This is a genomic window from Mangrovimonas yunxiaonensis (assembly GCF_000733475.1).
Taxonomy (GTDB): domain Bacteria; phylum Bacteroidota; class Bacteroidia; order Flavobacteriales; family Flavobacteriaceae; genus Mangrovimonas; species Mangrovimonas yunxiaonensis.
Map to the genome: position 1 here is coordinate 44,259 of NZ_JPFK01000009.1, position 14,120 is coordinate 58,378.

Consider the following 14,120-nt stretch of genomic DNA (forward strand, 5'->3'; position numbering starts at 1 on the left):
TATATGAGGTTAGAATTGATAGCGTACACCTAGTCCTATATCAAAATCTAAATCGTCATTGTCGTACAAATCATCACCAAACCCTAATTCAGGTCTAAAGTCTAAGGAGAGTAACAACGGAAAATCGAAACTATATTCAATACCAACATCACCTGCTAGAATAACAAAAGAATCGCTTCGCTTTTCTTCAACATAGCCATACACCGGGTGATTGTACCTGTACTCGTTTTTATAAGCACCAAAGCCACCACCGGCACCAGCATACCAATTAAATCCGCCATCAATATTCCACACCCATTGGTATAGTCCAATAAGTTTTACACCATCGTAATGCTTACCATCACGCCAACCAAAATCAAACTCTAGGCGGTTGTTTTCCATAATGGCACGCTGATAGGAAACTTCAGCTCCAAAGCCATCGCTATCGCCTAAACGTAATCCTATGGCGTTTTTAGAAATATCTTGCGCGTTTGTTAATGTTACAAAAGCTAATACACTTGTAATTGTAAAAAATACCTTCTTCATAATTAAGTTGTTCATGTTTTAATGTGTGTATATATACGTTTTTTCTGTCATGATGGATGACAACAAAATGCTAAAGCATCTTAAAACAACGTTAAAAACACATTTTTATTGAATATCTTTAGCCTATTTAAAGCTTGTTTATGGCCAAACTACCAATCCAACAACTTAAAACGCTTGAAGCACAGCTAGAAGGCGAGTTGTTTTTCGACAATTTAATAAAATCCATTTACGCTACAGATGCGTCGGTATATAGAATGTTACCAACGGCTGTGGCTTATCCTAAAACTAACGCCGACATTAAGCGTTTGATTAAGTTTGCCCATAACAACGACATTAGTTTAATCCCTAGAACGGCAGGCACCTCCTTAGCAGGGCAATGTGTTGGCGATGGGATTGTTGTAGATGTCTCTAAACATTTCACCAACATTATCGCGTTAGACGTAGCCAACCAAACCGTAACCGTACAGCCAGGAGTGGTTAGGGACGAGCTAAACAACTACCTAAAACCTTATGGGCTGTTTTTTGGCCCGAATACCTCTACAAGCAACCGATGCATGATAGGAGGCATGGTGGGCAATAACTCTTCTGGAACAACCTCCATTCAATATGGCGTTACTAGAGATGCCGTTCTTAAACTCGAAACCATTTTAAGCGATGGGAGCCAAGTGCTGTTTGAAGCTGTATCGCCAACCGAGTTTAAGCAAAAATTAACCCTAAAGTCTTTAGAAGGCCATATTTACAATACCTTATACAATGCATTGAAAGATGATGACGTTCAAGAGCAAATTGCAAGCAACTTTCCCAAACCAGAAATACACCGAAGAAATACAGGTTATGCTATAGACGAGCTCATTAAAAGCAATGTTTTCTCTAAAACGGAAGCCCCTTTTAATCTGTGTAAATTGCTAACTGGCAGCGAGGGGACTTTGGCTTTTACCACAGCCATTACGTTGCAGCTTGCCAAACTTCCCCCTAAGGAAAACGCTTTGGTTGCGTGCCACTTCAATACCCTTGAAGCCTGTTTAAATGCTGTAGAAACGGTTATGACCCACAACCTGCACACTTGTGAAATGATGGACAAAACCATCCTGGATCTTACAAAACACAACAAAACCCAACAAGAAAACAGGCAATTTGTGGTAGGCGACCCCAAAGCAATTTTAATGTGTGAATTAAAAGCTGAAACCCCAGCTAAATTGGAACAGCAAATAAAATTGTTGGTAACCGATTTGGATCAAGCCAACTTAAGTTATGCCCATGTGGTTTTAAAAGGTGAAGCCATTAACCAAGCAATGGCGCTTAGAAAAGCCGGACTAGGGCTTTTGGGTAACATGATAGGCGATAAAAAATCGGTAGCCTGTATTGAAGACACTGCAGTGGCATTGCCAGATTTGGCAAGCTACATCAAGGCCTTTACCCAAATTATGGATAAATACAACCAAAATGCCGTTTATTATGCACATGCAGGCGCTGGAGAATTGCATTTACGTCCAATATTAAACCTGAAAAAACATAGCGATGTTAAACAGTTTAAAGAAATAACCAACGATGTGGCCGTTTTGGTGAAAAAATATCGAGGTTCTATGAGTGGTGAGCACGGCGATGGCATTGTACGTTCAGAATTTATTCCTATGATGATTGGCCAAGAAAATTATGACATCATCAAACAAATAAAAACCACGTTTGACCCTAACAACATCTTCAACCGCGGAAAAATTGTAGCCCCTTTTCCTATGGATGAGAATTTGCGCTACAAACCGGGTAGGGAAGAGCCCCACATTAAAACCATGTTGGATTTTTCGGACTCTCAGGGTATTTTAAGAGCGGCAGAAAAGTGTAATGGTTCTGGCGATTGCCGAAAAATACCAGAATTTGGCGGAACCATGTGTCCCAGTTTCCGTGCTACAAGAAATGAGAAAGATACCACCCGAGCCCGCGCCAATGCGCTGCGTGAGTTTTTAACCCATTCAGAAAACCCTAACAAATTTAACCATCGTGAGCTAAAAACGGTTTTCGATTTGTGTTTAAGCTGCAAGGCCTGTTCTAGCGAATGCCCAAGTAGCGTGGATGTAGCTGCTTTAAAAGCCGAATTTCAATACCAATACCAAAAAGCAAACGGCAGCACATGGCGCGATAAACTGTTTGCCTTTAACGTGCGTTTTAATCGCATTGCCAATGGACTGCCTTGGTTGGTTAATCCGCTATTAAAAAATCAAACAACGGCTAATATTTTTAAAACCACTTTCGGGATTGCAGCCAAAAGAAGCCTGCCAATACCATCGGGTAAAAGTTTAAACAAACACATTAAAAGTCTTAAAAAACAACCTACTAACACCAAACAAAAAACCATTTACTTGTTTGTTGATGAATTTACCAACCACTTAGATACGGCCATTGGTTTGGATGCTTTAGAACTGTTGTCTAAATTAAATTATAACGTGGTGTTTATTAACCATAAGCCATCTGGACGGTCACTTATCTCTAAAGGATTTCTTAAGCAAGCCAAGGCTATGGCTAATGCAAATGTAACCATCTTTAAAGCATTGGTGTCAGAGCAAACACCATTAATTGGTATAGAGCCTTCCGCTATTTATACTTTTAAAGACGAGTACCCAAAATTAGCAGACAACAAGCAAGCTGCTTTAAACATTGCCAAACACACTTATTTGCTTGAGGAATTTTTAAACCGTGAAATTTTAAGCGGGCATATTCGTAGTGAACAATTTTCTAACGAAGTTAAGCACATCAAAATTCACGCGCATTGCTACCAAAAAGCCTTAGGCAATCCTAGCGATACGTTTAATATGCTAAACTTGCCAAAAAACTACAAGGTTACCATAATACCTAGCGGTTGCTGTGGTATGGCGGGAAGCTTTGGTTACGAAAAGGAGCATTACGACATAAGTATGGCCATAGGCGAGCAAACGTTATTTCCAAAGGTTAGAAAGGCCGCTAAAGAAGTGCTAATTGCTGCAAACGGCACCAGTTGCAGGCACCAAATATTAGACGGTACGGGGCGAAAGGCCCTACATCCTGTTACCATCTTAAAGGAAGCTTTAATTCGCTGATTTTTTTGAATTCTCGCTAGGTTTTACCACAGTTATGGCGGCGATAAGATCGTTAATTTCCATGTCCTTTAGGTCGTCATCGACGAAAAAAGGCGATAGCTTATCGTTGTTGTAGTTGTATATTTTCCAGCGTTTAAACTGATATTCCAAAGCGGTAAAATTCTCAACCCAATCGCCAGAATTTAAGTACATGGTCTTGCCAAACTTATTCTCTTTTATCAGCATTTTTGGTTGGTGTATGTGGCCACAAATCACGTAATCATAGCCATTTTCGATGGCTAGATCCGAGGCCACTTCTTCAAAATCACCAATATACTTTACAGCGCGTTTTACACTGTTCTTAATTTTTTTGGAAAGCGAGTACTTTTCTTTCCTCATACACTCTAAAATCCAATTAACAAAGCGGTTAAGCAGAATTAAAAAGTCGTAACCATACCCGCCTAATTTAGCCAACCATTTAGCGTTTTGTATAGAAACATCAAAAACATCGCCATGAAAAATCCAAGCTTTTTTACCATCAAGGTTTAACACTATTTTGTTAACAATAGAGATGTTTCCTATGGTGGTGTCGGTAAAGCGTCTAAGTATTTCGTCATGGTTTCCCGTAATGTAAATCACTTCAACGCCATCAGCGGCAAAATCCATGATTTTCTTTATCACCTTTAAATGCGATTTCGGAAAATACCGTTTGCTAAACTGCCAAATATCAATAATATCGCCATTAAGTATAAGTTTCTTAGGCTCAATACTATTCAAATAGGTAAGGAGCTGCTTGGCATGGCATCCGTAAGTTCCTAGATGCACATCTGATATAACTGCTATTTCAACTTTACGTTTAAGTTTCAAGAATCCAAGAGAATTGTTTTATACAAAGTACCACCATATTTTCCACAACCAGTTTAACTCTTAATTAATTAACTGTGAGCAATTTGTTAAACTATTGTAACCAAAACATTAATTAGAAAATAAGAATATGTTACTGCTGGATTTTTGTTTCTTTAAGAATAGGGTTATTTTAGCGGGAAAATAAAGCAATGGCAGGAAATTCCTTTGGAAAACTATTCAAGCTCACAACATTTGGAGAATCGCATGGTGTGGCAATTGGTGGCGTTATAGACGGTTGTCCTGCAAATTTAGCTCTCGATTTTAACGCCATTCAAGAAGAGCTTAACAGGCGAAAACCAGGACAGTCCAGCATTGTAACCCAACGTAAGGAACCCGATACGGTTGAGTTCTTATCGGGGATTTTCGAGGGTAAAACCACTGGGGCCTCCATTGGGTTTATCATTAAAAACACCAATCAAAAATCCAAAGATTACACACACATTAAAACGGTTTATCGACCAAGTCATGCCGATTTTACTTATACCCAAAAATACGGGCATAGAGATTACCGTGGTGGTGGGCGTAGCTCGGCAAGAGAAACTGCTTGTCGTGTGGTGGCAGGAGCCATTGCTAAACAACTTTTGGAGCATGTTAGCATACAAGCTTATACCTCTTCGGTGGGCGACATCTTTTTAGAAAAACCCTACCAAAGTCTCGATTTTAGCAAAACCGAAAGCAATGCTGTACGTTGCCCAGACCCTGAGGTAGCCCAAAAAATGATTGCAAAAATTAAAGCCATAAGAAAAGAAGGCGACACCATAGGCGGCACCGTAACCTGTGTTTTACAAAACGTCCCTATTGGTCTTGGCGAACCGGTTTTCGATAAACTCCATGCCGAATTAGGCAAAGCCATGCTCTCCATTAATGCCGTAAAAGGCTTTGAGTACGGCAGTGGATTTTGTGGCACAAGAATGAAAGGCAGCGAGCACAACGATCTCTTTGCCCCAGACGGCAGCACCAAAACCAATCTCTCTGGTGGCATACAGGGTGGAATAAGCAACGGGATGGACATTTATTTTCGTGTGGCCTTTAAACCCGTAGCAACCATTATGCAAGAACAAACCACCATAGACAGCGAAGGAAACACCGTTAAAATGCAAGGCAAAGGCCGGCACGACCCCTGTGTTGTACCGCGCGCCATTCCTATTGTAGAGGCCATGGCAGCTTTGGTTCTTGCAGATTATTATTTACAACATAAAATTTATAATTAGAAGCAGAATCCCGCTTTCGGCTTTATCTTTTTTCACAAAAAAAGGATACCGCCTCTATCGGGGCTAAAAATTAGAGACCAAATGAAAAAACTCGCATTGCATTGGCAAATTATAATAGGTATGGTACTAGGGGTTGTTTTTGCCCTTATTATGGCAAAATTCGAATGGGGTAGCACCTTTATAACAAACTGGATAAAACCCTTCGGAACCATTTTTATCAATCTCTTAAAACTAATTGCAGTGCCCTTAATATTGGCCTCGCTGGTAAAGGGTGTCTCCGATTTAAAAGACATTTCTAAGTTATCAAAAATGGGTGGCCGTACCATAATAACCTATATTTTTACTACGGTTATAGCCGTTTCAATAGGCTTGGCCATTGTTAACATTATAAAACCGGGAAAATCCATCACCGAAGAAACCAGAACCGAACTTGTAGAAAGTTATAAAAGCGATGCCGACTCGAAAATTTCGGCAGCCGAAAGCCAAAAAAATGCAGGTCCACTAAAGGCACTAGAAGATTTGGTTCCCAGCAACATCTTTAAAGCAGCCAGCGATAATGGCAACATGCTTCAGGTTATCTTTTTTGCCATTTTCTTTGGTATTGGCCTAATTTTAATCCCAGAAGCGCAAGCCAAACCCGTAAAGCAGTTTTTCGATGGGTTTAACGAGGTTATCCTAAAACTTATTGATTTAATCATGCTAACGGCGCCCTTTGGCGTATTTGCTCTTTTGGCGGCTTTAGTCGTAGAATCGCCAAGTGTCGACCTCTTTAAAGCACTCGGGTGGTACGCCCTGTGCGTGGTGTTAGGGTTGGCCTTAATGATCGGTGTTTACATCCTTATTGTGTGGATTTTCACCAAGAAAAAACCAGCATTTTTCATTAATGGTATTTCACCTGCACAGCTTTTAGCCTTTTCAACCAGTAGCAGTGCCGCTACACTGCCCGTGACTATGGAGCGTGTAGAAGAGCATTTAGGGGTAGAAGAAGAAGTGGCTAGTTTTGTATTGCCCATTGGCGCTACTATTAATATGGATGGCACCAGTCTGTATCAAGCTGTTGCTGCTGTTTTTATTGCCCAAGCCTTTGGTATGGATTTAAGTTTTGGAGTGCAATTAGGGATTATTGCAACAGCAACCCTAGCATCTATTGGTAGTGCCGCAGTTCCTGGCGCTGGTATGGTTATGCTGGTTATTGTATTGGCACAGGCCGGCATACCCGAAGCTGGTTTGGCCTTAATTTTTGCTGTTGATAGACCTCTGGATATGTGCAGAACAACCGTAAATGTTACAGGCGATGCTGCCGTATCGATGCTTGTAGCAAAATCTGTGGGGAAATTAGGAACGCCTAAAGTAAAAGACTGGGACGACAATTACCGTAAAGAAGCGGAATAATTACAACTGAAGAATTGTTGGTCTAAATGGCTAAGATTAACGTTTAAAACCCCTATAAATGAACCCTTTGATTTCCGTCTCGTGGTTGAAGGCACATTTAAATGATGAAAATGTAATCGTTCTAAATGCAACCCTCCCCAAGGCTACAGCCATTGGCAAGCCCACTGAAACGCAGCAAATTCCTAACGCTAGATATTTTGACATTAAAACCAAGTTCAGCGATGTTAGGGCCAGATTTCCTAATACTTTACCATCTGCTGAGCAATTTAATCAAGAAGCTCAAAATTTAGGCATTAACAAGGGTAGTGTTATTGTGGTTTATGATGACTATGGCTTTTATTCCTCTGCACGAGCTTGGTGGCTGCTCAAAGCATTTGGACACAAGCAAGTAGCGGTTTTAAATGGAGGCCTACCCGAATGGAAACAGGCTGGCTTCCCTTTGGAAAAAAAGCAATCATGTCATTATGAGAAAGGCGATTTTTCTGGCGCACTGCAACCTGATTTTTTTCAATTTTTTAATGATATAGAGGGTTTAAAAGACAATCCAGAAACTCTTATTTTAGATGCTCGCTCAAAGGATAGGTTTGAAGGCTCACTTCCCGAGCCTCGTGAAGGTTTACGTAGTGGTCATATACCAAGTTCGGTAAACTTACCGTTTCAGGAGCTTCTTTCAGGAAATACAATGACATCAATGTTAGAATTAAAAACCATTTTCCACAAACTAAATCCTGAAAATAAAAGCATGGTGTTTACTTGTGGTTCGGGTGTGACTGCCTGCATTTTGGCCTTAGGAGCTGAACTTTCAGGATATAAAAACCTATCTGTTTACGATGGTTCTTGGACCGAATACGGCAGCTTAAAAAACGCTTAAACGAAACGCATAATTTCTAAAATTAAAGAAATTTATGGCGATGGTGGTGGCGTAATTTTTAAGATAACTTCTGGTTTTTGAAATGACTCAAAAATAAAAAGCCTTAAAGTTTATTTTGTTTGACAGCAGGTTCTTGCTGAAACTTATTTTATGGGTAGACATGCATAAAATAAGAATTGGTTCTATCCCAACTAACGGAAGTTGGGGCCAAATTAACACGGCTTTAAGGCCCTTTTTGCTATACTAAAATAGTACAACCCTTGTGTTAATTAAACCTATTTTGAGGGAACCCTACTGTTGAATGAGGGAAATTACCTCTAGACTTAGTAAAGGTATTTTATGGTATTTTTTAAACCTTTTATCAGCCAAAACAAGTAATTGCATCCGTTCATCGAATATTTAACTTGTTTTATATCAATTATTTATACTTTTGATTTATTGAAAAAGCATTAGAGTTTTTTTTGTGCTAAATTTTAAACTCTGTTTTTTTCATTTTTTAGTTTAATTTTTTGGTTAGTTGTTAAGTTTAAAAAAAGCCTTTATATAAATTGTATAGAGGCTTTTTTAATCTAAAAACTTACTTTTAAGCTCTGGAGTAGGCATTATACAGTGGTCTCTTTTTCCGTACCATTTATAGCGGTTTCTAGCAACATAATCGTACACTGCATTTCTAATAAATGTAGGCACTACAAAAAATACAGCCATTAAATACCTTGGAAACCCTAATTTTGATGCAATTTTTAAAGCTGCGGTAGACTTGTATGCCAAGGCCTTGCCTGGGGAGTAGAGTAGAATGGAATCGGTTTTGGAGGTGTCTATATTAAAGTCCTCGATAAGCTGCTGCCCAACCTTGCTTTGTAAGGCTGCAAACATAAAACGGTTTGCCTTATCGTGTTTAATAACGTATTGCACCGAGCTGTTACAAAGGTTGCAAACCCCATCAAAAAGAACCAACTGTTTGTTTTTTGGAACATTGTACTTCACTATACAAAAATAATTTAAATGCTTAAATGGTATTTAAAAAAAAGGGTTAAATCCTAAGCTTGCCTAATGCCAATTTCTTTTTAAACGGTGTTTAGATTAGATGGTGCCCTTGAATTTTAAATCTGGTGATTAAAACTTTTTAAAGACTATGTTTATTTTTTTATAGCCTCAACCAACTCCAATTGATCCAAAGCCACATTGGTGGTAAACAAACCGTAGTTTACTATGGCTTTGTTTTTTTCAATCTTGTCAATACTGCCAACAGCACGACCATCTTCCAAGCGTACACGATCGCCAACTTTTAATTTGGGCTTTGGCTTTTGTGGTTGTGAGGCCGCTTTTTTCTTTTCGGCTTTCTTTTTCTTTCGGATGACTTCAACTGTTTTTTCGGCCTCTTGTTTTACTTGTTGCGCCTTGATCTTTTCAACCTGCTTTTGCTTTTTTGTTTTTTGTTTGCGTTTGGAATTTTCTATTTGAACAAGCTTAAACAATTCGTTCATTAAATCGCGTTTGCGTTTATTTTCGAAATAGGTTTCAGACAGATCGTTAACTTTTTGCCCTAGGTAAATTAAGCGCTGGTTGCTATCGTATAATTCCTGATAATCTTCTAATTTTTTTTGAATACGGGCATTAATTCCCTCCAGTTTATCGGCTTCGTCCTGCTTTTTACGCTCGTTTTCTTTTAGGGAGCGTTCGGTCTTTTCTAACTTACTACGCTCTTTTTGAAGTTTGGCAATGGTACGATCAAAACGCACTTTGCCGCGTTCTATTTTCTTCTTAGCCTTGTTTATTAAACTATATGGAATGCCGTTTTTTTGAGCCACCTCAAAGGTAAACGAACTACCCGCTTGCCCCAAGGCTAACTTAAACATGGGCTGTAACGAGTGTTCGTCAAACAACATGTTGGCATTTTGCATGTAGGGCAACTCGTTGGCTAAAATTTTTAGGTTGGAGTAGTGGGTGGTAATAATTCCAAAAGCTTCGCGCTCGTAAAACACTTCTAGAAAGGTTTCGGCCAAAGCGCCACCCAACTCGGGATCACTACCTGTACCAAACTCATCGATTAAAAATAGGGTGTTGGCATTGCACCGCTTAAGAAAATAATTCATCTGCTTTAAGCGGTAACTATAGGTACTTAAATGATTTTCTATAGATTGATTGTCGCCAATATCGCTTAAAATCCGATCAAACAAACACATTTTACTGCGTTCGTGTACAGGAATAAGCAAACCACTTTGCAGCATAAGCTGTAACAACCCAACGGTTTTTAGCGTAATACTCTTACCCCCTGCATTGGGGCCAGAAATTACAATAATACGGTTGTCTTGGGCCAATACTATGGTTTGTGGGTAGGTAGTCTCTCCCTTTTTTTTATTGTTTAAATAGAGTAGTGGGTGGTAGGCGTCGCGTAGGTAAAGCTCACGTGCCTCTGTAACCTCTGGTAAAATGGCGTTTAACTGTTGGGCGTACTTGGCCTTGGCCGAAATAACATCCATTTGTACCAAAAATGTTTGGTATTGCTGTAACAATAAGGCAAACGGACGAATAAAATTGGTGAGTTCTTTTAATATTCGTGTAATTTCTTCTTTCTCCTCATACTCTAAATTACTTAGTTCTCTTGTATACTGCAAAGTCGTTTGTGGCTCAATAAAAACAATGCTTCCCGTTTTACTGCCTCCCAAAATGGCGCCCTTTACCTTACGTCTATACATGGACTTTACGGCCAGAACCCGCTTGTTGTCCACCACAGACTCCCTAATGTCATCTAAATACTCTAAACCGGCATAATGATTTAAAGCGGTTGTAAAGCTTTGGTTTATGGTGCCCTTTAGCTTGTTTATGCCTTGGCGTAATTCCAGAAGTAACGGAGAGGCTTCGTTTTTTATATCACCAAAACGATCAATAATGGCATTTATGGCATCAATAAGCGCTTTGGTAACCTCAATATTGGCAGCAAAAGTATGGAGCTTAGGGTAGTAAACTTCAAACTTTTTAAGAAACAGAATTATTGTATTAGATGTTGCCGAAACCGAAGCTATTTTTTGCAAGCTATGAACCTCTAAAAAGGAATTCTCAATTTTAAGCAACTTAATCTCTTTGGTTAGTGGCTCGAAATGATGGTTAGGAATGCGATTTTCATTGTCAAAGGACGCTAGATATTCGTTGGTTAGCCCCAAGGCAAACAAAACCTCTTCTTCGGTTTTGTACGGCAACGTTTGTAAAATAGCCTCGTGCCCCAATGCGGTAAGGGCATGTTCGCCAACTTGCTCTAAAACCGTGTAAAATTCTAAATCCTGTAATGTTTTCTTATGAATGTTAATCATACCGCCTTTCTGCCAATTTTTTCAACAAATGTACAGATAATTTAGTTTTTGTGTTGTTTCCATAGTACCTTAGTTAAGGTCATTTTTAATTAAAAATTTAAGCCTTTTGCAATGAAAAAGTATTTTTCCATAGTAATCTTGCTATTAAGCTGTAATGTAAACGAGTTTCCAGACAGTTACTACAAAACGCCAGAGTACCTTACAACCTCCAGCCTGGCCTACAAACAATACTATAAAGCCTACAATGAATCTTTGGCATTGTGGGACGTAGATTTTGAAGAATTGTACATCCCAACATCGCATGGCATGGCACATGTTACAAAAAGTGGTAGAAACAGCGGAACACCATTGGTTTTACTGCATGGTATGGAGGCAAGCTCTACCATGTGGTACCCCAACATAAAGGCGCTTAGTAAAGACCACTGCGTGTTTACCATAGACCTTATTACAGAGCCAGGAAAATCAAAAAAAACCAAAGACTTCGATAGTGTAGATGAGCTAATACAATGGTATAACGACATTTTTAACAAACTACACCTTAAGCAGGTTAATGTAATTGGCGCTTCGAGGGGCGGTTGGCTGGCCACCAAACTTGCGGTTGAAAATCCAGACCGAATTAATACACTAATTCTTTTAAGCCCGGCTCAAACTTTTGTATGGATTCCGCCAAGCCAAGACCTTTTAACCAACATCTTTAATGCATTTTCTTCTGAAAGAAAGAAGGTTTATCGCACTTTAGAAACCATGACCGTAAACATGAATAACATCTCTAAAACATATTTAGACCAATACGTTTTAGGAAAAAAATTAGAGATAGAAAATCAGTTTGTGGCAGCCATGCAGCCTTTTTCTAAAAAAGAATTGGCAAAATTAAACATGCCTGTTTATATCTTAATAGGGGATAACGATTTAATTAACAACAACCGAAGTTTATCGTATGCCAATGAAGCCATTACAACGGTTAAAGGCGAAGTATTGCCTAACTCAGGACATTTTATATCCATTGATCAAGCCGAGGCTGTTAACAATAAAATACTAACCTTTTTAAAGAAACATTAAGCTTCTTTTACAATTAAGGGCGGTACTGTTGAGCGCTTTTTTCTAGTGTTTGTTCTATTTGTACTAAAAAACAACAACATAAAGTTTAAAGCCACTAAAAAAGTTAACACGCCTATGATTACTAATAGCATACAAATTGATTAACGCTTACACCGCAAAAGTATATCATAATTTTGGCTTACAAAAACTTAGAGGATAAATTGTTAATTTAATCACATTTAACGCAATGGGGTTACTTAAACAAAACCCTTGCGTAAGGTTTTTGTAACGCAATAACACCCTATAAAACAAACTTATAGGTTAACCGAAAGGGTTAGCCATACCATGGTTACAACGGTTAAAATAATAAGTAAAGGCGTTACAAATTTTAACCATTTGTCGAAGCCTATTTTTACCATAGCCAACGAAGCTAAAATTAAACCTGTAGGATTAATAAAGGCAAACAGTCCCATGCCATATTGATAACAATTTACAATTACATCACGGCCAAAACCAAAACTGTCGGCCAATGGCGACATAATGGGCATGGTTAAAACCGCCATACCAGAAGAACTGGGAATAAAAAACGACAATCCGCTGTAGGCAAACAGCAAAATATTAGCAAAAATACTTTTATCCATACCACTGGTCATGCTGGTAACTTGGTGCAAAATGGTATCGCTAATCATGCCATCTTCCATAATAACCGAAACCCCACGGGCAATTCCAATAATTAAGGCCACACCCAACAAATCGCTTGCTCCTTTAACAAAAGTGTCTACAAAATCTGCTTCTTTTATTTTTCCTAAAAACCCAATAACAATGGCGCCAACCAAAAAAACCGTAGTCATTTCTAAAAACCACCAGTCCAATTGCGAAACGCCATAAATCATAACAACAAAGCACAAAGCAAATACAATTAAAATAAGCCTAAGTCTTGACGTTAAGGACATGGTTCCTCCCGAAATGGTTCCGAAAAGAGCTTGAATCTCGTCCTTATGTTCATAAACCAGGGACTTTTCGGGGTTCTTTTTTACATTATTGGCATATCGTAAAATGTAAATAATACAAATAAGGGTACAAATGGCCAACATACCAATACGTCCATAAAGCCCGGTGGTCCAGTTTATGCCTGCAGCATCTGATGCAATTATGGTACTAAAGGGGTTAACTGTGGAGCACATTGTACCAATAGACGACCCTATATAAATAGCTGCCAAGGGCACCATGCCATCGTATTTTGCTGCTAAAAATATGGGAATAAGAATGGGGTAGAAGGCAATAGTTTCTTCTGCTAGCCCAAAGGTAGTTCCGCCCAAAGCTATTAAACTAGTTACCAATATAATCAGCCAATATTCGTGGCCTTTCAATTTTTTGGCCAGCCATGAAATTCCGGCACCAAAGGCTCCCGTAGCATTCATAATGCCTATTAAACCACCTATTATCAACACGAGAAAAATAATGTCTGCCGCCTCTATAATGCCCCTTATGGGTGATTTTAAAAACGATAGTAATCCTTGTGGGGCCGAGGCAACTTCGGCATAAGTCCCCGGAATGGATATGGGTTTCCAGATATCGCCATTGGTAAATTTATCAAGCGCAATTTGAATGTTTAGCTTATCGAGGGTTTCCTGCGAAGCAGCTAGTTTTTGGGTTTCGTTACTGGTCTGTCTTAAAAACAGGTTTTCGGTTTTGTTATAAACCAATGTGTCGTACTTTCCTGCAGGAATAACCCAAGTTAGCAGCGCTGCAAGTCCAGCTATAATTAAAAGTACAGTTTGCGCAGTTGGAAATTTTATGTTTTTCAATGTAATAAGTCGTT

10 protein-coding genes are annotated in these 14,120 nt (G+C 39.0%); 5 read left to right on the forward strand and 5 right to left on the reverse strand.

The window, feature by feature from the left end:
* Nucleotides 1–9: 9 nt before the first annotated feature.
* Complete coding sequence (locus IA57_RS11450) at nt 10–525, reverse strand: hypothetical protein (RefSeq protein WP_036123795.1); 516 nt, start codon at nt 523–525, stop codon at nt 10–12.
* Between the two features lie 140 nt (nt 526–665).
* Here IA57_RS11450 and IA57_RS11455 point away from each other — a divergent pair, with 140 nt between their 5' ends.
* Nucleotides 666–3,593, forward strand: coding sequence for an FAD-binding and (Fe-S)-binding domain-containing protein (locus IA57_RS11455; protein WP_036123798.1), 2,928 nt, complete (start codon nt 666–668; stop codon nt 3,591–3,593).
* Here the strand turns inward: IA57_RS11455 and IA57_RS11460 are convergent.
* Complete coding sequence (locus IA57_RS11460) at nt 3,582–4,439, reverse strand: UDP-2,3-diacylglucosamine diphosphatase (RefSeq protein ID WP_036123801.1); 858 nt, start codon at nt 4,437–4,439, stop codon at nt 3,582–3,584. The genes IA57_RS11455 and IA57_RS11460 overlap by 12 nt on opposite strands.
* A 188-nt stretch (nt 4,440–4,627) precedes the next feature.
* On the opposite strand from IA57_RS11460, the gene aroC reads away from it, so the two are divergent.
* From aroC to IA57_RS11475, 3 genes are all read left to right on the forward strand, one after another.
* Complete coding sequence (gene aroC / locus IA57_RS11465; protein WP_036123804.1) at nt 4,628–5,689, forward strand: chorismate synthase; 1,062 nt, start codon at nt 4,628–4,630, stop codon at nt 5,687–5,689.
* A gap of 81 nt (nt 5,690–5,770) precedes the next feature.
* Nucleotides 5,771–7,081, forward strand: coding sequence for a dicarboxylate/amino acid:cation symporter (locus IA57_RS11470; protein WP_036123807.1), 1,311 nt, complete (start codon nt 5,771–5,773; stop codon nt 7,079–7,081).
* 58 nt (nt 7,082–7,139) lie between these two features.
* Nucleotides 7,140–7,952, forward strand: a complete 813-nt coding sequence (locus IA57_RS11475; protein WP_036123810.1) for a sulfurtransferase — start codon at nt 7,140–7,142, stop codon at nt 7,950–7,952.
* Between the two features lie 564 nt (nt 7,953–8,516).
* Here the strand turns inward: IA57_RS11475 and IA57_RS11480 are convergent.
* Together IA57_RS11480 and IA57_RS11485 are read right to left on the reverse strand one after the other, a co-directional pair.
* Complete coding sequence (locus tag IA57_RS11480) at nt 8,517–8,936, reverse strand: thiol-disulfide oxidoreductase DCC family protein (RefSeq protein ID WP_036123813.1); 420 nt, start codon at nt 8,934–8,936, stop codon at nt 8,517–8,519.
* Nucleotides 8,937–9,088: 152 nt separating this feature from the next.
* Nucleotides 9,089–11,260 (reverse strand): endonuclease MutS2, encoded by a 2,172-nt coding sequence (locus IA57_RS11485; protein ID WP_036123814.1) that lies wholly within the window; start codon nt 11,258–11,260, stop codon nt 9,089–9,091.
* A gap of 111 nt (nt 11,261–11,371) precedes the next feature.
* Here IA57_RS11485 and IA57_RS11490 point away from each other — a divergent pair, with 111 nt between their 5' ends.
* Nucleotides 11,372–12,319 carry an alpha/beta fold hydrolase gene (locus tag IA57_RS11490; protein ID WP_036123817.1) on the forward strand — a complete coding sequence of 316 codons (948 nt, stop codon included), beginning with the start codon at nt 11,372–11,374 and terminating at the stop codon, nt 12,317–12,319.
* Between the two features lie 293 nt (nt 12,320–12,612).
* On the opposite strand, the gene IA57_RS11495 is transcribed toward IA57_RS11490, so the two are convergent.
* Nucleotides 12,613–14,106, reverse strand: a complete 1,494-nt coding sequence (locus IA57_RS11495) for a YfcC family protein (protein WP_036123820.1) — start codon at nt 14,104–14,106, stop codon at nt 12,613–12,615.
* Between the last annotated feature and the right edge of the window lie 14 nt (nt 14,107–14,120).